Raw genomic sequence first — 21,150 nt, 5'->3', positions numbered from 1 at the left:
CACTCTCTGCTACCATGTCGCGCAATCGCCCCTGCCGTGACGACGTCCGCCCATGCCCCACGCTTCCCGCTCCACCTCCCTGCCTGAATTGACCACCCTGTTCGGTGAAGTGCAACAGCACTTTCTGGACGTGATCGTGCCCCTCTGGCAAGGACCGGGCTGGAACGCCGACATGGCGCTGCCCTACGAGGCGCTGGACGCCGCGCACCAGCCGCTGCCACCGCAGCGCTATCGGGCCATGGCCTGCGCACGGCAGCTGTATTTGTTTTCCAGCCTGATCGGGGTTGTGGATAACGCCGAAGTTCGGGCAGCCGCTCTGTTCCGCTCACTGCAACGACACTTCCACGATGCCGAGCACGGTGGCTGGTTCTACAGCATCGATCCCCAGGGCAAACCGCTGGATCAGCGCAAGGACCTCTATACCCACGCCTTCATCCTGTTCGCCTGCGCGCATTACTGGGAAAAGTCCCGCGAGCCCTTGGTCGAATCGACCCTGAACGCTGCGCTGGAAGTCATCGGCCGGCGTTTCGCCACCGGTGACGGCCTCTATGAAGCCTGCCTCGACCGCGACTGGATCACGCTGGAAACCGGCCCGCTGCAAAACCCGCTGATGCACCTGGCCGAAGCCTTCCTGGCCACGCTGGCCGTGCGCGAAGATGCACAGGTCAAGCAGGCGCTGAGCGAGTTATGCACAGCCATGCACAAGCACTTCGTCGACCCGCAGGGCGGTGTGCTGATGGAGAAACCGCTGGGGGCTGTGGATAACTGGTATGAGCCGGGCCATCAGTTCGAGTGGTATTTCCTGCTGGAGTCCTCGCCGCTGCTCCGCGGCTCGAAACTGCATGCCGCGCTGGACCGGGCCTTTGCCTTCACCGAGCAGTACGGCGTGGTGCAATCGTCCGGTGCCGTGCGGGCCATGCTCGATCTGAACATGGACGGGCGACCGAAAGATTCGACCCAGCGCATCTGGGCCCAGGCCGAATATCTGCGCGCCCTGACGCTGCGTCCGGGCAGCGAAGCCGTCGTGCTGCGCCAGTTGCAGGCATTGCAGCAGCGCTTCCTGCATGCCGGTGGCTGGCATGAATGCCGCAACGAGCAGGGCGAGATCAGCCGCAAGGACATGCCGTCGACTACGCCGTATCACCTGGCGACCTGCTATCGCGGCCTCGCCGACTATCTGAGCTGACATCCGTGGCGAGGGAGCAGGCTCCCTCGCCGCAAACATCAGGCAATCCACTTCCTGTCACCAGTGAAGCTGATGGTCAGCCAGCGCGCCGCATCCGGTTTGCCCAGCTTCGCGGAAATCTCCTCACGCAGCACATCCAGCTGGCCGACGCTCTGCAGCCGGTAATCCGCCGGCAACACCACATGAATCTCGATGAACCGCGCCCGTCCGTGCTTCTGCACGTAGGACACGTAGTCGTCGAAACCATGCTCGACCTTCGCCGCCTCCATCACCTCGCGTACTTGCTCATCCAGCGTGTCCGGCGCAATGCCGAGCACGTCACGCAGCGCCGGGCCAAGGATCTTGAAGGCCGGCGGCAGCATGGTCAGGGCCAGCACGATGAGAATCAGCGGGTCGACGAACTTCGCCCATTCGCCATAGCCCTGGGACTTGAGCAGCAGCGCCGCGAGGAAACTGATCAACAGGCCCACAGACAGCATCGCGTCCACCAGCCAACTAATGTTGTCGAACTGGATCAGGCTCGACTTGAGCTTGCGATTGCGGTGGCGCACGTAGAAGAAGTAGGCGAATTCGACAACGGTAAACACCGCTGCGTAGATGATTACCAGCCCCAGTTCGATTTCACGACCGCCATTGATGATGCCGAACACGCCGTTGAGAAACGCGTAGATCGCGATCAATAACAGGAAACTGCCCTCGATCAGCAGCACCATCGGTTCCAGATGCCAGAAACCGAACTGGAAGCGGTGGTTGCTCTGCTTGGCGATCAGCTTCGCCGTGATCAGCATCAGGACTTTGATGAACGTTGCAATCAGCGAAAAAAAACCATCGAACAGGATGGATTGGGAACCCGATACAAAACCGGTGACGATCCCGGCAATCGACACGGCAAACATCAGAAGGGTCGATTGTTTGAGCAGCGACTGCTCACCTCGGTTACTCACTTGAACTCCTCGAAAAACCTTGAAAACCGCAGGGTACGGTGGGGTTGTTGAGGGATGAGTATACCTTACTGCCACATTTTGGCCGATTTGCCCTCTTCGCCAGCAGGTTGGCGAAGAGGGCAAAACCCTATCAAGCCTTGTTGCGCTCGATGGCAAAACCGGCCCAGGTCTGGCTCACCGGCATCAGTTCCAGGCTGTTGATGTTGATGTGCGCCGGGGCATTCAGTACCCAGAAAATCGTCTCGGCGATGTCCTGCGGCTGGATCGGCTCGGCACCGGCGTAGGTCGCGTCGTAACGCGCCTGATCACCGCCAAAACGCACCAGCGAGAACTCGCTCTCGCACAGGCCCGGCTCGATGTTACTGACGCGCACGCCAGTGCCCTGCAAGTCGCAACGCAGGTTCAGCGAGAACTGTTTGACGAACGCCTTGGTCGCGCCGTAGACGTGGCTGCCCGGGTACGGGTAGTTACCGGCGATGGAGCCCAGGTTGACGATGCCGGCGCCGCGACCGTGGGCGATCAGGCGTGGCAGCAGCAGACGCGTGCTGTACATCAGGCCTTTGACGTTGGTGTCGACCATGGTGTCCCAATCGTCGAGGTCGCACTTGGGTGCAGGGTCCACGCCCAGCGCCAGCCCGGCGTTGTTGATCAGGCCGCGCAGCTTGGCAAAGGACGGCGGCAGGTTAGCAATTGCCTCCTCCATCGCCTTGCGATCACGCACGTCCAGCACCAGGCCATGCACTTCGGTCTGCTTCGACAGCTCGGCGCACAGCGCGTTGAGGCGTTCTTCACGACGACCGGTCAGCACCAGTTTCCAGCCGGCCTCGGCAAAACGACGGGCACAGGCTTCACCAAAACCGGACGTCGCGCCGGTGATAAACAGGGTGTTGGACATCGTGTTCTCCTTGCTTCGGCCACCCGGGGCAGCCATTGGAATAGAAAATCAGCAGGCAGCATGCCCGGCCCGGCATTCACGAGCAACCACCGACTGGCGTGCATTTCCGCTCATAATTTGATCAATGCTCTCAACGCCTTGAATGGCGTGGCCTGTAGCCACATGCGCGCACGTTATCCACAGCCCCTTCCACAGTTTCCGGGGGCAAGTGGAAATGCGCAAAGCCGCGCCACACAAGGCTTTGCGCGGCAAAAGCAAAGTTTTTCGCTTGACCCTGATCCGCCGATTGTGCCGGGCAAGGCATTCTGCACGACCGGCCGGTCACCGCCGTGATTGCGCAGGGCCAGTAATCACGGCCCTCTGCGCAGTCTTTCCAGAGTTTAATCACAGACTTATCCACAGGCTTTCCCACATGCATTCGCCTGTTTTGCCATGGCCATAAAAAGGTTGACAAACGGGTCGCCAGCAACCGGGAAAAGCCCTGATCAAAAAACAATCACACGCCTGCAAGCCACGGTTTTAAAGGTTCTTAGCCAGCTACTCCCACGTTATTCACAGCCGGCTCCACAGCAAACGGGGACAAGTCAAAACTGTGGAAAAACAGCGATTTGCAGCGTCTATATGTCGCGCTTTGGCAGGTTGGGGATTTTGTTTTCCACAATCTCGGGAATGGCGTGGATCGTGATCGATTCTGGATACAAAAAAGCCCCGGGACTCGCGTCTCGGGGCTCTGTATCGCTGTGGAAAACCTGAGAACTCAGTGCCCGCCGAGATAGGCGTTACGCACCTCCTCGTTCACCAGCAATTCCTTGCCGGTGCCCGTCAGGCGGATCTCGCCGTTGACCATCACGTACGCCCGGTCGGACAGTTTCAACGCGTGGTTGGCGTTCTGCTCGACGAGGAAAATGGTCATGCCGGTCTTCGCCAGTTCCCGCAGGGTGGCGAAGATCTGTTTCACCACGATCGGCGCCAGGCCCAGGCTCGGCTCATCCAGCAGCAAGAGCTTGGGTCGGCTCATCAGGGCCCGGGCGATGGCCAGCATCTGCTGTTCACCACCGGACATGGTCATAGCGCGCTGGTTACGGCGCTCTTCGAGCCGCGGGAACAGCTCGAACATGCGCTGCATGTCTTCCTTGGCGTACTTGTCGCCGATCGGAATGGTGCCCATCAGCAGGTTTTCCTCGACGGTCATGTCGGGGAACACCCGCCGCCCTTCCGGCGACTGCGCGATGCCGTTGGAGGCGATGTAGTGCGATGACTTGTGGGTAATGTCCACGCCCTGATACAGGATCTGCCCGCCCGCCGCCCGTGGCTGGCCGAAGATCGACATCAGCAGCGTCGACTTGCCGGCACCGTTGGAGCCGATCAGGCTGACGGTTTCCCCTTCGTTGATCTGCAGCGAGACGCCTTTGAGGGCCTGGATCGGGCCGTAGAAAACGTCCAGATCCTTGAGTTCGAGGATGGGTTGCGTCATACGACTTCCTCTTCGTCGGCGCCCAGGTAAGCCGCAATCACCTTCGGATCGTGGCGGATATCGTCCGGACCGCCCTCGGCGATGACGATGCCGTGGTCCAGCACCACGATGTGATCGGAAATGCTCATTACCATGCCCATGTCGTGTTCGATCAGCACCACGGTCAGATCGTGCTCGTCGCGCAGCAGCCGGATCATCGCGCTCAGCGCTTCGGTTTCCTGAGGGTTGAGGCCGGCGGCCGGTTCGTCGAGGCAGATGATCTGCGGCCGCGTGCACATGGCCCGGGCGATCTCCAGACGGCGCTGCTGGCCGTAGGACAGTTCACCGGCCAGACGATTGGCGCAGTCCACCAGATCCACCACTTCCAGCCAGTAGAACGCGCAGTCCAGCGCATCGCTTTCGGCCTTGCGGTAACCCTTGGTGTTGAGGATGCCAGCCAGCATGTTGCGGTTGACCCACATGTGCTGGGCCACCAGCAGGTTTTCCAGCACCGACATTTCCTTGAACAGGCGAATGTTCTGGAACGTCCGAGCCAGGCCCGCGCGGTTCACCAAGTGGGTGCCGCCGAACATCTTGTAGTACAGGCGACTGGCGAAGTTCTTCGGCGAGACGAAATCGGTCGGTTTGAACGATTCGCCCAGCAGCTTGATGACGTTGGTCTGCTGACCGCGCACGTTGAGTTCGATCTTGCCGCCGGAGGCCTTGTAGAACCCGGTCAGACAGTTGAACACCGTAGTCTTGCCGGCGCCGTTGGGGCCGATCAGGGCGAAGATCGAGTTGCGTTTGACCTTCAGGCTGACGTCGCTCAAGGCCTTGATGCCACCGAAGTGCATCATCAGTTTTTCAACAGAGAGTACGACTTCACTCATGGCGCAGTCCTCTCATAGTGAATGGCACCTTTGCGTGGAGTGACCCCCGTACGGCTGATACGGATCAGCCCGCGAGGTCGCCAGATCATCATCAACACCATCAGGATCCCGAACAGCAGCACACGGTATTCGGCGAAGCCGCGCAGCAGTTCCGGGGCGACGGTCAGCACGAACGCTGCGATCACCACGCCGATGGTCGAGCCCATGCCGCCAAGCACGACGATGGCGAGGATCAGCGCCGATTCGAAGAAGGTGAACGAGGTCGGGTTGACGAAGCCTTGGTAAGTGGCGAAGAACACACCCGCCAAACCGGCGGTAGATGCGCCGATGGTGAACGCCGAGAGCTTGACCAGCACGTGGTTGAGGCCCATCGAGCGGCAGGCGATTTCGTCTTCACGCAGGGCTTCCCAGGCGCGACCGACCGGCATCTTCACCAGACGATGCTTGATGTACAGCACGGCCAGAACCACCAGGAACAACACCGTATAGATGAAGTAATACTTCACGTCCGGGTTGTAGGCGATGCCGAAGAACTCGTGAAACGGCACCCCGCCATCCTTCGCCCGCTTGCCGAACTCCAGACCGAAGAACGTCGGCAGTGGTGCCGGCATGCCGTTTGGACCGCCGGTCAGCGACAGCCAGTTGTTGAGGATCAGACGGATGATTTCACCGAAGCCCAGCGTCACGATCGCCAGGTAGTCACCGTGCAGGCGCAATACCGGGAAACCGAGGATGCAACCGGCAAGGCCAGCGGTGATCGCCGCCAGCGGCAGCACCGTCCAGAAGCCCAGCCCGAGGTACTGATAACCGAGCGCCAGACCGTAGGCGCCGATGGCGTAGAACGCCACGTACCCGAGGTCGAGCAGGCCGGCCAGGCCGACCACGATGTTCAGCCCCAACCCCAGCAGCACGTAGATCAACCCGAGAATGACCACGCCCAGCAGGTAGGAGTTGGAAACGAATGGCACGATCACGGCCAGCACGATCAGCAGCGGGATGATCCAGCGCAGCCTGGATTTGTGATCGGCGGGCAGCACATGCACGCCGGAACCAGTGCTTTCGAATCCTTCGAGGATTTTCAGGCCTTTGGGCGTCTGCAGGAACAGGCTCAAGGCAAACCGGCCAGCCATGACGATGGCAATGATCCACGCCACGCGGGTCGCTTCGAGGTTGAAGCTGTAGCCGTCGAGTACCACGCCGACAATCGGCCCGAACACGATCAGGGCGATCAAACCGGCGAGAATCGCCTCAACCAGGCTTTTTTTGACATCAATGGATTTTGTAGTGGTTGAAGACATCGCTTACACCTTCGACACAAGAGGACGGCCCAGCAGGCCCTGAGGCCGGAAGACCAGAACAAGTACGAGCAGCGAGAAGCTGAACACGTCTTTGTAGTCGGAGTTGACCAGGCCCGAGAACAGCGACTCGGAGATCCCGAGGATGATCCCGCCCAACATGGCGCCAGGCAGCGAGCCGATTCCGCCGAGCACCGCGGCGGTGAACGCCTTGATGCCGATGACGAAGCCTGCGTAGAAGTCGAACGTGCCGTAGTTCATCGTGATCAGCACGCCGGCCAGGGCCGCCATCGCTGCACCGATGATGAACACATAGGAAATCACCCGGTCGGTGTTGATCCCCAGGATCGAGGCCATCTTGCGGTCTTGCTGGGTGGCGCGGCACATGCGGCCGAGCTTGGTGTACTTGATCACGTAGGTCAGCAGGCCCATCCCGACGAACGCCGCGACGAGAATGAAGATCTTGGTGTAGGTCAGCTGGACGAAGCCCGAGCCGACGTCGATGCGCCAGGCGCCGGTGAGCAGCGTCGGAACACCCTGTTGACGGGCGCCCTGGCTGATCTGCGCATAGTTTTGCAGGATCAGGGAGATACCGATGGCGCTGATCAGCGGTGCCAGTCGGGTGGAGTTGCGCAGTGGTTTGTAGGCGATGCGTTCGATGACCCAGCCATACACCCCCGTGACGACGATGGTGAAGACCAGTGTGCCGAGCATCAGCAGCGGGAAGGATTCGATACCGAAGTAAGCCAGCAGAGCCAGACTGATTGCCGCGAGGTAAGCGGAAATCATGTAAACCTCGCCGTGGGCGAAGTTGATCATGCCGATGATGCCGTAGACCATTGTGTAGCCGATGGCGATCAGGCCATAGACCGACCCGAGGGTCAGGCCGTTGACCAGTTGCTGAAGGAAAATACCATCCATAACGCAATCTCACGCAGTGAGAACCTGCACACCCGGAGGCGCGCGGTTCTTCTAGGAAAAATACAGATTTACGTCGGAGCAATGTCAGCCACGACCGGGCTGCCCCCACAGAAGTTCTGTGGAGGTCAGCCGATCGCGTCAGCCCTTACTTCTGTTTTTCCAGCTGGTGATATTTGCCGGTCGCGTCCCACTGGTAGACCACGTAGTCGGAGACTTTCAGGTCGCCCTTGGCGTCCCAGGTCTTCTCGCCCATCACGGTTTTCACAGGGTTGGCTTTCAGCCATTTGGCAGCGTCTTCGCCCTTGTTGGACTTGGCGCCATTGAAGCCGGCGGCCAGGGCCTGGATCGAGGCGTAGGCGTACAGGGTGTAGCCTTCAGGCTCGGTGCCGGCCTTGCGGAAGGCATCCACGACAGTCTTGCTTTCCGGCAGCAGGCGCGGGTCGGCGCCGAAGGTCATCAGCACGCCGTCGACGTATTGCGGGCCGCCGGCGGTGGTCACCAGTTCGTCGGTCACGATGCCGTCGTCAGACATGAACTTCACGTCTTTCAGGCCTTCGGTACGCAGTTGCTTGACCAGTGGACCGGCTTCCGGGTGCAGGCCGCCGAAATAGACCACGTCGGCACCGGCCGCGCGGATCTTGGTGACCACGGCGCTGAAGTCTTTCTCGCCACGGGTCAGGCCTTCGTACAGCACCGGCTTCACGCCGCGTTTTTCCAGCTGAGCCTTGGTCGCATCGGCCAGGCCCTGACCGTAGGTGTCCTTGTCGTGCAGCACGGCCACTTTCTTGCCCTTGAGCACGTCGACAATGTAGTCGCCGGCGACGATGCCTTGCTGGTCGTCACGCCCGCACATACGGAACATGGCGCTCAGGCCGCGCTCGGTCACCTGCGGGTTGGTGGAACCCGGCGTGATCGCGATGATGCCGGCTTCGTCGTAGATCTCCGACGCAGGAATGGTGGAGGACGAGCAGAAGTGGCCAACCACACCGGCGACTTTCTGGTTGGTGAGATCCTTGGCGACCGTGACTGCCTGTTTCGGTTCGCAGGCGTCATCGCCTTTGACCAGGACGATTTTCTCCCCGTTGACGCCGCCCGCCGCGTTGACCGCATCGGCCGCCGCTTGTGCCCCCTTCATGTACTGCTCGCCAAATGCCGCGTTGGCGCCAGTCATAGGGCCCGCTACACCGATTTTCACATCAGCTTGTGCAAACGCAGAAACACCCAGCGCAGTAGCCACTGCGAGGGCCAGAAAGCCTTTCTTGTAAAACGTCTGGGACATGAGGTGGTGCTCCAAGGTTTTTTTTAGTTGGCACTGCGACTTCACTGGATTGCTCAGAGCAAGGGCCGTGCCATCGGTTTTTTATTCTTCAAAAAGTCGCTGCTTTCTTGTTATTTCGACTGTTTCGTTCCCATTTTCATTGGGCGTGCAACCGTCTAAACCGCGGAAGGTGAAACCATTTGTTTTTTCAGGCGCAACCCGCACGCGCCATCATTGCAACCGCGGCGACAAACGACGTGCAACCAGCCTGTAACAGCCCGCGTCACCGAACTGCACACTGCTGGTGCGGGACTGCTACAACCCGCACCATTACAGGCTAGTCGCTACGTCGAAAAGCGCCGCTTCACGCAACATATTTCAACACTCAAATGACAATGCGCAGGCACTGGCCCGCGTGATACAGCGAGAACCCGGCCTCGTACAGGCAACTGCGCAAGCCCACGCCTGCCAGGGGCTGCATCGGTGCAAAGGGAATCGGCAATGCTTGAGGATTTCCGTTACACAGGTAATCGGCGAAGGCCTTTCCGACCACGGTTCCGGTGGTCACGCCACGACCGTTGTAACCGGTGACGGCCACCAGTCCGGGCGCAGGTTCGAACAGGCGCATCAAGTGATCGGGAGTAAAAGCGATGCGCCCGGTCCAGGTGCATTCCCACTCCACGGGTTTGAGTTTGGGGAAGTAATGCTGCTGCACCCGGTCGGCCCAGGCCTTGAGAAACCAGGTGGGTTTCTGATTGCCGTTACCGAGGCTGCCCAGCAAAAGACGCCCGTCCTTGTCGCGGCGGATACTGCTCAGCACCTGGCGGGTATCCCACGAGCCCTGTCCGCCCGGCAGAATTTCCTGTGCAGCATCTTCGGTAAGCGGTACCGAAGCGACCTGATAGTAGTAACCAGGGAAGAAATTGCGTTTGAGTTCGGTCCAGTCGCCTTCGGTGTAGGCGTTGGAGGCGATCACCACCTGCTCGGCAAGCACCGAGCCCTGCTCGGTCTGCACCGACCATTGCTGGCCCTGGCGTTCAAGGCGCGAGACCGGGGAGTGATCGAACATCTGTCCGCCAAGACTGATGACCGCGTTGGCCAGCCCCGTGACATAAGCCATCGGATTGAGTGTACCGGCGCGCCGGTCGAGCAGCGCAGCGGCGATCTTTTGCGTACCGGTCGCCTGCTCACAGGCCTTGCCGGTCAGCAGTTCGACCGGCGCCCCCCGGCGCTTCCACTGTTCTTCGCGACTGCGCAGGTCTGCCTCACCCTTGGCGTTGTGCGCCATGTGCAGGGTGCCTTCGCGGCGCAACTGGCAATCGATGTTGTATTTATCCACAAGGCTGAACACCAGCGCCGGCGCCGCACCCAGCATGCGGTTGAGCTGACTGCCGACCGTCTCGCCGAAGCCGGCCTCAATCTCGTCCGGCGGGATCCACATCCCGGCATTGACCAGTCCGACGTTGCGCCCGGAGCCGCCATGCCCGGCGCGATGGGCTTCGAGCACGCAGACGCTTTTGCCCTTTTCCAACAGATGCAGCGCCGCCGACAGCCCGGTAAACCCGGCGCCGATCACGCAGACATCAACCTTGACCTCGCCCCTGAGCGCCGTGTTATCCGGTCGTTGCGGCGTGAGTTTTTCCCACAGACATTCTTCGCGTAACGGCATTGCCAGACTCCAACAGAAACCTGCCAAACACACTTAAAAGATCATTCCCACGAGTGCGTGGGAATGATCGATAGCTTTGAGAAAACTGTCAGTCGAACGTGATGCCCTGCGCCAGCGGCAACTCCAGCGAGTAGTTCACGGTGTTGGTCTGCCGGCGCATGTAGGCGCGCCACGCATCCGAACCGGACTCACGACCGCCACCCGTTTCCTTCTCGCCACCGAACGCACCGCCGATTTCCGCGCCGCTCGGGCCGATGTTGACGTTGGCGATGCCGCAGTCACTGCCGACCGCCGACATGAATTTCTCGGCCTCGCGCACATCGGTAGTGAAGATGCACGACGACAGGCCTTGCGGCACGGCGTTGTTCAGGCGCAGCGCCTCATCGAAATCGCTGTAGCCGACCACGTACAGGATCGGTGCGAAGGTTTCGCTGCACACCACGTCGCTCTGCTCCGGCATTTCAACGATGGCCGGCGACACGTAGTAGGCGTTGGGGAATTGGTCTTCCAGCTGGCGCTTGCCACCGAACACCCGGCCGCCCTCGCTCAGCGCTTGTTCCAGCGCGTCCTGCATGTTTTCGAAGCTGTGCTTGTCGATCAGCGGGCCGATCAGGTTGCCTTCCAGCGGATGGCCGATACGGACTTTGGAGTACGCGGCTTTCAGGCGGGTGACGATTTCTTCTTTCACCGATTCATGGGCGATCAGGCGACGCAACGTGGTGCAACGCTGACCGGCGGTGCCGACGGCGCTGAACAGGATGGCGCGCACAGCCATGTCCAGATCGGCGCTCGGGCCGAGGATCATTGCGTTGTTGCCGCCCAGTTCAAGGATGCTGCGGGCGAAGCGCGCGGCGACTTTCGGCGCCACTTCGCGGCCCATGCGGGTGCTGCCGGTGGCGCTGATCAGCGCCACACGCGGGTCATCCACCAGTGCTTCGCCGGCATCGCGACCACCGATGATCACCTGGCTCAGGTGCGCCGGGGCATCGCCGAAGTTCTTCAGTACCCGTTCAAACAACGCCTGACAGGCCAGGGCGGTCAGTGGGGTTTTCTCCGACGGCTTCCACACCACCGGGTTGCCACAGACCAGCGCCAGCGTGGTGTTCCACGCCCACACCGCGACCGGGAAGTTGAACGCACTGATCACGCCGACCACGCCCAACGGGTGCCAGGTTTCACGCATGTGGTGGCCAGGGCGCTCGGAAGCGATGGTCAAGCCGTACAATTGGCGGGACAGACCAACGGCGAAGTCGCAGATGTCGATCATCTCCTGCACTTCACCGAGGCCTTCCTGGGTGATCTTGCCTGCTTCCCACGACACCAGCTCGCCGAGGTCGGCCTTGTATTCACGCAGCACTTCACCGAACTGACGCACCAGTTCGCCGCGACGCGGGGCCGGCACCTTGCGCCATTGTTCGAACGCATGATCTGCGCGACTGATGTGCTGCTCGACTTCGGCCGGGCCTTCCCAGTTCACGGCGCCGATGCGGCTGCCGTCGATGGGCGAATGCACCGGCACTTTGCCGTTCTGGTACAGGGCCGGGTTCACACCAAGACGATCAAGCAATGCGGCAACCATGGGTCACTCCTCAAGCAAAAAACTGAATGTGTGCGGTCGCGTTTTCACGACCGGGAAGGCCTTTAGTTGTAGCTTCAGGAAGGCCGTGCAACAAACGACCTTTACGCGAGATATCATTCCGTTTATTCATGCTGCGCAGAAAGACAAGAAAAGGATTGCCCATGCTGAACAAACGCCACTTGCCGTCGATCACCGCGCTGCAGTGCTTCGAGGCCGTGACCCGGCACCTGAGTTTCACCCGGGCCGCCGAGGAACTGAACCTGACCCAGAGCGCCGTCAGCAAGCAGGTGGCGCAACTTGAAGAACTGTTACAGCACTTGCTGTTCCGTCGGGTCCGCCGCCGTTTGCAGATGACCCCGGCCGGCGATCTGTATCTGGTGGAAGTCAGAAAAATCCTGACCCAGGTCGAGATGTCGACCCATTACCTGCGCTCCTACGGCGGCGAGACCGAAGTCCTGCGAGTCTCCACGCCCTCGACCTTCGGCGCCCGCTGGCTGGTGCCGCGCCTCAAGGGCTGGCGCCTGCGTCATCCGTCGATTCATCTGGACCTGTGCAACGAACAGGAAGCCGATGACTTGCTGCAAGGTCGCAGCGACCTGGCGTTCTATTTCGGCCAGGGTTCACGCCCCGGCACCGAGTGCCTGAAGTTGTTCGGCGAAGAGCTGGTTCCCGTGTGCGCACCGGGCAGCCTGCCGGACACGCCGTTGACTGATCCAACGCAACTCACCGATCTGGTGCTGCTGCAGAATGCTTCGCGCCCGCAAGCGTGGCACGACTGGTTCGACAGCCAGGGCTACCAGACCGAACACAGCTACCACGGCCCGCGTTTCGAAACCTTTTATATGTGCATTCGCGCCGCCCAGGTCGGCTGCGGTGTTGCCCTATTGCCGAGGTTCCTGGTGGAAGAGGAATTGGCCGACGGCAAACTGGTCATTCCCTGGCAGCATGCAATGCCCAGCACTGACGCGTATTACCTGGCCTACCCGGAACACGCGGCGGAAGTGCCCAAGGTGCGGGATTTCGTGAGGTGGATGCTGGAGCAGATCGGCAGTCCTGACGCGGTCTGAGGGCCGCTGCCGAGATAAAAATCGCTGGCAATCCACACCCCGGATATGCGCCACTAGCGCCATTGATTGATACCGCGCCAACGCGCGGCCCGCCTGGAGACCCCGTTATGAGCGAGAGTGTGTTTGCCGATCGCATCGTGCAGAACCTGCTCGACACCGACTTCTACAAACTGACGATGATGCAGGCGGTGCTGCACAACTACCCCAACGTCGAAGTCGAATGGGAGTTTCGTTGCCGTAACAGTGAGGATCTGCGTCCGTATCTGGCGGAGATCCGCTTCCAGGTCGAGCGTCTGGCCGAGCTGAGCCTGAGCGCCGATCAGTTGAGCTTTCTCGAGCGCATCTCGTTCCTCAAGCCGGATTTCCTGCGTTTCCTCGGTCTGTTCCGTTTCAACCTGCGCTACCTGCACACCGGCATCGAGAACGGCGAGCTGTTCATCCGCCTGCGCGGGCCGTGGTTGCATGTGATTCTGTTTGAAGTGCCGTTGTTGGCGATCGTCAGTGAAGTGCGCAACCGCTATCGCTACCGCGAAACGCTGCTGGAACAGGCCCGCGAACAGCTTTACCGCAAGTTCGACTGGCTGACGGCCAATGCTTCGGCCGAAGAACTGTCGCAGTTGCAGGTCGCGGATTTCGGCACACGTCGCAGGTTTTCCTACCGCGTGCAGGAAGAAGTGGTGAATGTGCTCAAGCACGACTTCCCAGGACGCTTCGTTGGCACCAGCAACGTGCACCTGTCCCGTGAGCTGGACATGAAACCACTGGGCACCATGGCCCACGAGTGGATCATGGCGCACCAGCAACTCGGCCCGCGACTGATCGACAGCCAGATTGCCGCCCTCGATTGCTGGGTTCGCGAATATCGCGGCTTGCTGGGGATCGCGCTGACCGACTGCATCACCACCGATGCCTTCCTCGGCGATTTCGATCTGTTCTTCGCCAAGCTTTTCGACGGCCTGCGCCACGACTCCGGGGACCCGGTATTGTGGGGCGAAAAGTGCATCGCGCATTACCATAAGCTCGGCATTGACCCGATGAGCAAGACCCTGGTGTTCTCCGACAGCCTGACGCTGCCCAAGTCGCTGGAGATCTTCCGGGCACTGCGGGGGCGGATCAATGTCAGCTTCGGCATCGGCACCAACCTCACCTGTGACATTCCGGGTGTCGAGCCGATGAGCATCGTGCTTAAAATGACCGCCTGCAACGGCCAACCGGTGGCGAAGATCTCCGATGAGCCGGGCAAGACCCACTGCAAAGACCCGAATTTCGTCGCCTATTTGCGACACGTTTTCCAGGTTCCTGCCGTTTCCAGCCTTTCTAGCAAGGAGTGAATTCATGCAAGCCGTACAGCGTGAGATTGCTGAACAGCTCAACGTTCAGCCGCCGTTCGCCGATTACCAGGCCCTCGAAGCGGAAGTCGCCCGACGCATCACCTTCATCCAGGATTGCCTGACCAGTTCCGGGCTCAAGACCCTGGTGCTGGGCATCAGCGGCGGCGTGGACTCGCTGACCGCGGGCCTTTTGGCCCAGCGCGCCATGCGTGAACTGCGCGAGCGCACCGGTGACGAGGCCTACAAGTTCATCGCCGTGCGCCTGCCGTACGACGTGCAGTTCGATGAACACGACGCCCAGGCCTCGGTGGACTTCATCGCCCCGGACGAGCGCCACACCGTCAACATCGGCCCGGCAGTGAAATCCCTCGCCAACGAAGTCGCAGCCTTCGAAGGCAAGCACGCGGTGTCGGTGGATTTCGTGCTCGGCAACACCAAGGCGCGGATGCGTATGGTCGCCCAGTACACCATTGCCGGCGCGGCCCATGGCCTGGTGATCGGCACCGATCACGCGGCGGAAGCGGTGATGGGTTTCTTCACCAAGTTCGGTGACGGCGCCTGCGACCTGGCCCCGCTCAGCGGTCTGGTGAAGAACCAGGTCCGGGCCATCGCCCGCAGCTTCGGCGCACCGGAATCACTGGTGGAAAAAGTGCCGACCGCGGATCTGGAAGACCTGTCGCCGGGCAAGCCGGACGAGGCCTCCCACGGCGTGACCTACGCCGAGATCGACGCGTTCCTGCACGGCGAGCCGGTGCGTCAGGAAGCGTTTGACATCATCGTTAGCACTTACAAGAAGACGCATCACAAGCGCGTAATGCCGTTTGCGCCGTGATCCCTGAGTGAATGAAAAAGCCCGCTGAACGTTACTCAGTGGGCTGTACCCCCTCCGTCATCTCCTGCCATTTTGGAGTTTATTCATGATCCTAGGTCAAGGTAATGCTATAGATTACTGATTCAGCACCACCGGGGAGATTTAAAGCGAAGAAATCATAAGTTTCAGGCGGGCGTCCAGGCACTAAGGCGCTGAAAGCCCCCGTTGGATCGACCTTAGCCCTAGCGAAGCCATCAAAGTTTCGAGCATTGTAGATAAATACGCTTTGACCTATCGGCGTCATGCCTAAAACAGTCAAATCGCCGGCTTCGGTAACACCTCCGCTTTCGATTAGCTCACCCTTGCTGTTGAGAATTTTGTCAATGCGAAGTTCATTATTCGTTGAAATCGCACCCCCAGGCCTCGCCCAAGTCCCCCAACCTGATGTCTCTTTAGTGTTCATGAAAAGCTCCAATGTGAGATATACGCCAAGCCCTCTTGACGCATTAGCATTTGGCTTGCGCTCAAAATCTTCGTCTACTGTCAGAACTTACAGGTGAGTGTGCGTTTCCGACCAATGGGCTAAACAAGCGAAGCCAAATGGTGAACGCCGCATTTGGGCAAAATGAATATCACAGACGCAAAAACGCCGCAGCAATCGCTCGCTGCGGCGTTCTTCAATGACTAAGCCGCTTTACTACTTCAGAGTCACGGTGCCTTTCATCATCGAGATGTGGCCCGGGAACGAGCAGAAGAAGCCGTACTTCTCGTCAGCCTTGAGCTTGGACACGTCGATGGTCAGCGAGTCGGTTTCCTTGGCGCCGATGATCTTGGTGTGAGCGATGACGCGCTCGTCACCGTCCTTCAGGTAGTTCTTGTCGATGCCGGCGGCCAGGCCGTCGGTGGCGATCGGCTGCATGTCGGCTTCTTTGCTGATCACCAGGTTATGGCCCATGACGTTCTTCGGCAGGCTGCCGGAGTGGGTCAGCTCGACGGTGAAGGTCTTGCAGCTCTTGTCGATTTCGATGGCCTTGGTGTTGAAGGACATCTGGTCGGTGGAATCAACGGTGGTTTTGCACTCGGCAGCCATCAATTGGCTGCTGGCCAGCGCCAGCAGGGATACCGCAACAACTTTGGAAAACATGGTGAATCTCCAAGGCAGGGTTAACAAAAACACGAATGGTTGGAAGACTGCCTGAAATCTTCGCAAGTTCCTATGACTTGAGTCAAAAATTGTATACAACTTTCAGGCTATGACACTCATCGAAACAATCTAACAGCCAGACGATTGGCCGGGCCGTATCTTCAGGGCTCAACACTCATCTGGAGTATCCGTCATGTCCTTCAACAGCCTGTTGTGCAGTCTGCTCGCCGCCTACGCCTGTGGTGCCAGCGGCACCTATGAAACCCCGAAACGCGAAGTCTAGCCCTTGGATCAAGGCGTGCCAGCCATTACCCTGTGACCGATTGACCCAGGAGGAAGGCATGTCTCTCACATCCGTTTGTGTATTTTGCGGTGCCAACGCCGGCACCACCCCGGCGTACACCGAAGCCGCCATCGCCCTCGGCACAGCTCTCGCCAAGCGTAAGCTGACGCTGGTCTACGGCGGTGGCGCCGTCGGCCTGATGGGGATTGTCGCCGACGCGGCGCTGGCGGCCGGTGGCGAAGTGATCGGTATCATTCCGCAGAGCCTGATGGACAAGGAAATCGGTCACAAAAGCCTGACCCGCCTGGAAGTGGTCGATGGCATGCACGCCCGCAAGGCGCGGATGGCCGAACTCAGCGATGCGTTCATCGCCCTGCCCGGCGGCCTCGGCACCCTTGAAGAGCTGTTCGAAGTCTGGACCTGGGGCCAGCTCGGCTACCACGGCAAGCCGCTGGGCCTGCTGGAAGTGAACGGTTTCTACAGCAAACTCACTGCATTTCTCGATCACATCGTCGGCGAAGGCTTCGTTCGCGCACCGCACCGTGACATGCTGCAAGTGAGTGAATCGCCGCAATCGTTGCTCGATGCCCTCGACCGGTGGCAGCCGACCGTCACGCCAAAGTGGGTCGACCAGAAACCCGGTTAACCCCCGAGCACCGATACAGGGCAGAATACGCGCCGCTCAACCTCACCTTCGACCCAAGAGGATCGCCCATGGCCAAACCCAATTACTCCTTCGCCAAGCGTCAACGTGACCTGGCCAAGGAACAGAAGAAAGAGGAAAAGCTTCAGCGCAAGAAACAGATGGCTGAAGAAGCGGCACTGAACCCTGACGGTGAAGTGGCGACCGATGATGATGTTGATGCACCGAAAGACCCGGCGCCCGACGCCTGAGTAACACCGCAGGACCAATGAACGCAAAACCGGCAGGAACGGGTTACTCCGCTCCTGCCGTGTTCTTCATTACTCATTCAGTGGCATCACCGTGACCCGGACCTCGGGATCATGGCTCCCCCCTCCCAGAATCACCCCGCGCAACGGCGACACATCGGAGAAATCCCGGCCCCAGGCCAGGGTGATGTGCTCCAGAGCCGGTTGCACATTGTTGGTCGGATCGAAATCCACCCAGCCGAGCACCGGGCAAAACACCGAAACCCACGCATGGGATGCATCAGCACCGATCAATCGCGGTTGTCCCGGTGGCGGCCGTGTCAGCAGATAACCGCTGATGTAGCGCGCCGCCAATCCTCGGGAACGCACGCAGGCCAGCATCAGGTGGGCGAAGTCCTGACAGACCCCGCGCCGCCGCTCCAGCACCTCGACCAGCGGCGTCGCGACCTGCGTGGCCTCGGCATCGAAGGTGAATTCGTCGAAGATCTTTTCCATCAACGCCTGCACGCCCAGAAGCAACGGTCGCCCGGGTGGAAAACAGCTTTCGGAGAACTCGACGAAGCTGCGCTTCAAGTGAACGTAGGGTGACTGAAACCGGTAACGACAGGCCTCCAGCAATTCGGCGGGCAACGGCTGACTGCTGTAGGTCAGCGCATTACGGGTCAGCTCCCAGGCCGGCGACAGATTGAAATCCAGCGCCGGTCGCGCCAGCACCTCGACCGTCAGCCGTGCGTTGACCTGCAATTCATCGTGAGGCCGTTCGAACGCCAGGCGCGTCAGCGGATTGCCGAACACATCCTGCTCGTCACGACGCGTGGTCGGATCCGGGCTGATCAGCAATTGCTGTTCGGTGCAGCGCTGCCAGGTGCATTCGCGAGGCCACAGGTGCGCGAGCTGCTGCGCCAGCGAGACCGGGCTGTCGTAGTGATAGCAGGTGTCGTGAAGGATCTGGTAGTGGGCATTCATCAGACGGATACCGTGCGCTGGCTGACATCATCGACATGGGCGAAATGGCGCAGGGCCAGACGATCGGAGACCTGGCCGCTGGCGTCGGCAACGTCTTGAAGCAGATCCGCCAGACCGTCGAGGGCGGCACGCACGCTGGATTCGCCGAACAATGGATTTTCCAGACACCCCAGATCGAAGCGCGCCAGACGCCCGACCAGTTCTGGCAACCCGGCCTCCCTCGGCACACCAAAATCATCGTTCAGCCGCTTGAGGGTGCGCGTCACCAGTTTCAACTGGAACAACACTGCATGGGGGTTCTGCTCGTCCAGCAGCAACAGGTCGAGCACCGGAATCAACTGCGCCACCGCCAGATAACGCGAGCGATAGGTGATGCTGCTGTTGCCCAGTTCCAGCAACCACTCAAGCCCCGCTTGATCGAATGCGCCGACGCCACGCAGGAAACCGGCGAGACTGCTGCTGAGGAATTGCAGGCGTTCGATCCGCCGGCCGATCATCAGGAAGCGCCAGCCTTCATCGCGGGTCATGTCGTCGAGGGCAAACCCGGACAGCGCCGCCAGCGACATCACCAGCCGGTTGAGAAAATCCAGCAGCTCGCCGAAATCCGGCTCGTCGGTGTCCAGTTCCGTCGCTTCGCGCTGCAATTCCACCAGCGCCTGCCAGTTCTCCCGCGAGAGCTTGCCGCGCACCTGCGACGCCGCCCACTGCAAGCGTTGCAGGTTGGAGCGCAGGCTGAACGACCAGTCCTCGCCAAGCAAAGCCGCGAGCAAGCGCTCCGGTAGCTCGCCTTCGTCCGGCAGCAGCATCAGCCGCTCGCCGAGCGCCACGGCAGCCTGCAGGGCCTGCGGGTCATCACCATCGACGTAGCGCGCCAGCATGATCCGCAACAGCCGCGCGCTGTCGTCGCAGCGTTCGCAGTAACGGCCGAACCAGAACAGGTTTTCCACCACCCGCGACGGCAGGTACGGATCACGGCGTACCAGATCGTGCACGCCGATATTGCGCTGGGTCTTCCATTGCTCACCGCTTGGCGGCCGGTTGCCCAGCACCCAGGTGTCCTTGCTCGCGCCACCGCGCTGCATCGACACCACTTCGGCATCGGCCTCGGCCGCCACCCGGGTCAGGCCGCCTGGCAACACCCGATAACCGTCATGACTGGCCACCGCATACATGCGCATGCCGATGGCTCGCGGTTGCAACTGGCCGCCCTCGGGCTGCCAGATCGGCGCATGGGACAGTTGCGCAAGTTCTTGCGCGACATAGGCATAAGGCCGGGCCTGCATGCGCTCGGCGAGACTCTGGCGCTGTTTTTCGCTCAGATCACGCCCGAAAACGGGCGCAAAACTCTGGGACGGAAAGGCCGGTTTGATCAGCAGCTCTGGCAATTTCTCCAACGCCTGGGCCAGCACCGGCGCCTCTCCACACCACCAGGTAGCGATGGAAGGCAGGATCAGTTCCTCACCGAACAGGTATTGATTGATCTTCGGCAAAAAGCCCAGCAGCCCCGGCGACTCCAGCACGCCGCTGCCCAGCGCATTGGCCACCAGCACCCGGCCCTGACGCACGGCCTCAAGCAACCCGGGAACGCCCAGCGCCGAATCCGTACGCAGTTCCAGCGGATCGCAGAAGTCATCGTCGAGCCGGCGCATGATCGCGTGCACCCGGCGCAGACCGCTGAGGGTTTTCAGGTAGACCGTGGCATCACGCACCGTCAGATCACCGCCCTCCACCAGCGGATAGCCGAGCTGGCGCGCCAGATAAAGATGTTCGAAATAGCTCTCGTTGAAACGCCCCGGGGTCAGCAATACCACCAGCGGCGCGTCATCGTCGCAGGGTGCCTGACGGGCCAGGGTTTCCTGCAAGGTGCGGAAGAAACCAGCCAGGTGCTGCACCTTCAGATCCCGATACAACTCGGGGAAGGCGCGGGACACGATGGTGCGGTTTTCCAGCGCATAACCGGCCCCCGATGGCGCCTGGGTACGATCCGCAGTCACCCACCAGCGGCCGTCCGGCGTTCGCGCCAGATCCACGGCATACAGATGCAGAAAGGCCCCGTCCGGGGGCGCAATGCCCTGACAGGGCCAGAGGAAGTTGTTGTGGCCGAACACCAGCTCCGCCGGTAGCAAGCCTTCGCGAATCAACTGTTGCGGGCCATACAGGTCCGCCAGCACCGCATTGAGCAGCCGCGCGCGCTGGGCGATCCCGGCCGACAGATGTTGCCACTCATCGTCAGCGATCACATGGGGCAGCAGATCCAGCTCCCACGGACGATCCGCGCCTTTGGGGTCGGCGTAGACGTTGTAGGTGACACCGTTTTCCTGAATCTGCCGTGTCAGCAATGCCTGACGCTGCACCAGTTGCGCCGGGGTGCTGCGCTGCAATTGGTCGAACAGCCGCTGCCAGTGCGGACGCACCGCGCCGCTGTCGTCAAGCAGTTCGTGATAGGTGCCCGCCGTAAGCGGGTAGCGGTCAAGCAGGTCAGGCATGGAAAGCTCGGCAGCCGGCAAGGTTCGGTCAGACTAACGCAGGCACATGACGCCCGGATATACGAAAAATCCGGGGGTCGT

19 protein-coding genes are annotated in these 21,150 nt (G+C 60.7%); 6 read left to right on the top strand and 13 right to left on the bottom strand.

What is annotated here, in order from left to right; genetic code table 11:
• Positions 1-52: 52 nt before the first annotated feature.
• The gene (locus CAF87_RS19690; RefSeq protein ID WP_085732685.1) at positions 53-1,186 is read left to right on the top strand and encodes an AGE family epimerase/isomerase; all 1,134 of its coding nucleotides are present in this window, start codon (positions 53-55) and stop codon (positions 1,184-1,186) included.
• 38 nt (positions 1,187-1,224) lie between these two features.
• Here the strand turns inward: CAF87_RS19690 and CAF87_RS19685 are convergent, their stop codons facing one another.
• From CAF87_RS19685 to CAF87_RS19640, 9 genes are all read right to left on the bottom strand, one after another.
• Positions 1,225-2,130 carry a cation diffusion facilitator family transporter gene (locus tag CAF87_RS19685; protein WP_085732684.1) on the bottom strand — a complete coding sequence of 302 codons (906 nt, stop codon included), beginning with the start codon at positions 2,128-2,130 and terminating at the stop codon, positions 1,225-1,227.
• A 130-nt stretch (positions 2,131-2,260) separates the two neighbouring features.
• The gene (locus CAF87_RS19680) at positions 2,261-3,025 is read right to left on the bottom strand and encodes an SDR family oxidoreductase (RefSeq protein WP_085701286.1); all 765 of its coding nucleotides are present in this window, start codon (positions 3,023-3,025) and stop codon (positions 2,261-2,263) included.
• A 757-nt stretch (positions 3,026-3,782) separates the two neighbouring features.
• Positions 3,783-4,499 (bottom strand): ABC transporter ATP-binding protein, encoded by a 717-nt coding sequence (locus tag CAF87_RS19670; RefSeq protein ID WP_064388664.1) that lies wholly within the window; start codon positions 4,497-4,499, stop codon positions 3,783-3,785.
• Positions 4,496-5,368: an ATP-binding cassette domain-containing protein gene (locus tag CAF87_RS19665; protein ID WP_065258801.1), complete on the bottom strand. Its 873-nt coding sequence runs from the start codon at positions 5,366-5,368 to the stop codon at positions 4,496-4,498. Before CAF87_RS19665 ends, CAF87_RS19670 begins: the two co-directional genes overlap by 4 nt.
• Positions 5,365-6,666, bottom strand: coding sequence for a high-affinity branched-chain amino acid ABC transporter permease LivM (livM, locus tag CAF87_RS19660; RefSeq protein ID WP_085732683.1), 1,302 nt, complete (start codon positions 6,664-6,666; stop codon positions 5,365-5,367). The genes CAF87_RS19665 and livM overlap by 4 nt, the downstream gene beginning before the upstream one ends.
• Before the next feature lie 3 nt (positions 6,667-6,669).
• Positions 6,670-7,584 carry a branched-chain amino acid ABC transporter permease gene (locus CAF87_RS19655; RefSeq protein WP_007950661.1) on the bottom strand — a complete coding sequence of 305 codons (915 nt, stop codon included), beginning with the start codon at positions 7,582-7,584 and terminating at the stop codon, positions 6,670-6,672.
• A 145-nt stretch (positions 7,585-7,729) separates the two neighbouring features.
• Positions 7,730-8,863, bottom strand: a complete 1,134-nt coding sequence (locus tag CAF87_RS19650) for an ABC transporter substrate-binding protein (protein WP_085711176.1) — start codon at positions 8,861-8,863, stop codon at positions 7,730-7,732.
• A gap of 364 nt (positions 8,864-9,227) precedes the next feature.
• Positions 9,228-10,511 carry an FAD-binding oxidoreductase gene (locus tag CAF87_RS19645; RefSeq protein ID WP_085732682.1) on the bottom strand — a complete coding sequence of 428 codons (1,284 nt, stop codon included), beginning with the start codon at positions 10,509-10,511 and terminating at the stop codon, positions 9,228-9,230.
• 88 nt (positions 10,512-10,599) lie between these two features.
• Complete coding sequence (locus CAF87_RS19640; RefSeq protein ID WP_085732681.1) at positions 10,600-12,090, bottom strand: aldehyde dehydrogenase family protein; 1,491 nt, start codon at positions 12,088-12,090, stop codon at positions 10,600-10,602.
• Positions 12,091-12,251: 161 nt separating this feature from the next.
• Here CAF87_RS19640 and CAF87_RS19635 point away from each other — a divergent pair, with 161 nt between their 5' ends.
• The 3 genes from CAF87_RS19635 to nadE all read left to right on the top strand — a co-directional run bounded on the left by CAF87_RS19635 (position 12,252) and on the right by nadE (position 15,320).
• Positions 12,252-13,157, top strand: a complete 906-nt coding sequence (locus tag CAF87_RS19635) for a LysR family transcriptional regulator (RefSeq protein ID WP_085732680.1) — start codon at positions 12,252-12,254, stop codon at positions 13,155-13,157.
• Positions 13,158-13,264: 107 nt separating this feature from the next.
• A complete protein-coding gene (gene pncB, locus CAF87_RS19630) occupies positions 13,265-14,488 on the top strand; it encodes a nicotinate phosphoribosyltransferase (RefSeq protein WP_085648080.1) in 1,224 nt (407 codons plus the stop codon).
• Positions 14,489-14,492: 4 nt separating this feature from the next.
• Positions 14,493-15,320, top strand: a complete 828-nt coding sequence (gene nadE / locus CAF87_RS19625) for an ammonia-dependent NAD(+) synthetase (protein WP_085732679.1) — start codon at positions 14,493-14,495, stop codon at positions 15,318-15,320.
• A 91-nt stretch (positions 15,321-15,411) separates the two neighbouring features.
• Here nadE and CAF87_RS19620 read toward each other — a convergent pair whose 3' ends face one another.
• Both CAF87_RS19620 and azu read right to left on the bottom strand, forming a co-directional pair.
• On the bottom strand, positions 15,412-15,762 hold the full coding sequence (locus CAF87_RS19620) for a hypothetical protein (RefSeq protein ID WP_085732678.1): 351 nt from the start codon (positions 15,760-15,762) through the stop codon (positions 15,412-15,414).
• 234 nt (positions 15,763-15,996) lie between these two features.
• A complete protein-coding gene (azu, locus tag CAF87_RS19615) occupies positions 15,997-16,443 on the bottom strand; it encodes an azurin (protein ID WP_007950684.1) in 447 nt (148 codons plus the stop codon).
• A 341-nt stretch (positions 16,444-16,784) separates the two neighbouring features.
• On the opposite strand from azu, the gene CAF87_RS19610 reads away from it, so the two are divergent.
• Both CAF87_RS19610 and CAF87_RS19605 read left to right on the top strand, forming a co-directional pair.
• Positions 16,785-17,372, top strand: a complete 588-nt coding sequence (locus CAF87_RS19610) for a TIGR00730 family Rossman fold protein (RefSeq protein ID WP_085732677.1) — start codon at positions 16,785-16,787, stop codon at positions 17,370-17,372.
• A 68-nt stretch (positions 17,373-17,440) separates the two neighbouring features.
• Positions 17,441-17,620: a hypothetical protein gene (locus CAF87_RS19605; protein ID WP_085732676.1), complete on the top strand. Its 180-nt coding sequence runs from the start codon at positions 17,441-17,443 to the stop codon at positions 17,618-17,620.
• Between the two features lie 69 nt (positions 17,621-17,689).
• On the opposite strand, the gene CAF87_RS19600 is transcribed toward CAF87_RS19605, so the two are convergent.
• Both CAF87_RS19600 and CAF87_RS19595 read right to left on the bottom strand, forming a co-directional pair.
• Positions 17,690-18,583 (bottom strand): transglutaminase family protein, encoded by an 894-nt coding sequence (locus tag CAF87_RS19600; protein ID WP_085732675.1) that lies wholly within the window; start codon positions 18,581-18,583, stop codon positions 17,690-17,692.
• Positions 18,583-21,069, bottom strand: coding sequence for a circularly permuted type 2 ATP-grasp protein (locus CAF87_RS19595; RefSeq protein WP_085732674.1), 2,487 nt, complete (start codon positions 21,067-21,069; stop codon positions 18,583-18,585). Before CAF87_RS19595 ends, CAF87_RS19600 begins: the two co-directional genes overlap by 1 nt.
• Positions 21,070-21,150: the final 81 nt, after the last annotated feature.

This window comes from Pseudomonas sp. R38(2017), assembly GCF_002112395.1.
Lineage (GTDB): Bacteria > Pseudomonadota > Gammaproteobacteria > Pseudomonadales > Pseudomonadaceae > Aquipseudomonas.
This window is presented reverse-complemented; position numbering and strand designations above follow the sequence as displayed.

Excerpts from the sequence above, each read along its gene's own strand:
- CAF87_RS19690 (WP_085732685.1), top strand. The coding sequence starts at position 53 with ATGCCCCACGCTTCCCGCTCCACCTCCCTGCCTGAATTGACCACCCTG.
- CAF87_RS19680 (WP_085701286.1), bottom strand. The coding sequence starts at position 3,025 with ATGTCCAACACCCTGTTTATCACCGGCGCGACGTCCGGTTTTGGTGAA.
- CAF87_RS19670 (WP_064388664.1), bottom strand. The coding sequence starts at position 4,499 with ATGACGCAACCCATCCTCGAACTCAAGGATCTGGACGTTTTCTACGGC.
- CAF87_RS19665 (WP_065258801.1), bottom strand. The coding sequence starts at position 5,368 with ATGAGTGAAGTCGTACTCTCTGTTGAAAAACTGATGATGCACTTCGGT.
- livM (WP_085732683.1), bottom strand. The coding sequence starts at position 6,666 with ATGTCTTCAACCACTACAAAATCCATTGATGTCAAAAAAAGCCTGGTT.
- CAF87_RS19655 (WP_007950661.1), bottom strand. The coding sequence starts at position 7,584 with ATGGATGGTATTTTCCTTCAGCAACTGGTCAACGGCCTGACCCTCGGG.
- CAF87_RS19650 (WP_085711176.1), bottom strand. The coding sequence starts at position 8,863 with ATGTCCCAGACGTTTTACAAGAAAGGCTTTCTGGCCCTCGCAGTGGCT.
- CAF87_RS19645 (WP_085732682.1), bottom strand. The coding sequence starts at position 10,511 with ATGCCGTTACGCGAAGAATGTCTGTGGGAAAAACTCACGCCGCAACGA.
- CAF87_RS19640 (WP_085732681.1), bottom strand. The coding sequence starts at position 12,090 with ATGGTTGCCGCATTGCTTGATCGTCTTGGTGTGAACCCGGCCCTGTAC.
- CAF87_RS19635 (WP_085732680.1), top strand. The coding sequence starts at position 12,252 with ATGCTGAACAAACGCCACTTGCCGTCGATCACCGCGCTGCAGTGCTTC.
- pncB (WP_085648080.1), top strand. The coding sequence starts at position 13,265 with ATGAGCGAGAGTGTGTTTGCCGATCGCATCGTGCAGAACCTGCTCGAC.
- nadE (WP_085732679.1), top strand. The coding sequence starts at position 14,493 with ATGCAAGCCGTACAGCGTGAGATTGCTGAACAGCTCAACGTTCAGCCG.
- CAF87_RS19620 (WP_085732678.1), bottom strand. The coding sequence starts at position 15,762 with ATGAACACTAAAGAGACATCAGGTTGGGGGACTTGGGCGAGGCCTGGG.
- azu (WP_007950684.1), bottom strand. The coding sequence starts at position 16,443 with ATGTTTTCCAAAGTTGTTGCGGTATCCCTGCTGGCGCTGGCCAGCAGC.
- CAF87_RS19610 (WP_085732677.1), top strand. The coding sequence starts at position 16,785 with ATGTCTCTCACATCCGTTTGTGTATTTTGCGGTGCCAACGCCGGCACC.
- CAF87_RS19605 (WP_085732676.1), top strand. The coding sequence starts at position 17,441 with ATGGCCAAACCCAATTACTCCTTCGCCAAGCGTCAACGTGACCTGGCC.
- CAF87_RS19600 (WP_085732675.1), bottom strand. The coding sequence starts at position 18,583 with ATGAATGCCCACTACCAGATCCTTCACGACACCTGCTATCACTACGAC.
- CAF87_RS19595 (WP_085732674.1), bottom strand. The coding sequence starts at position 21,069 with ATGCCTGACCTGCTTGACCGCTACCCGCTTACGGCGGGCACCTATCAC.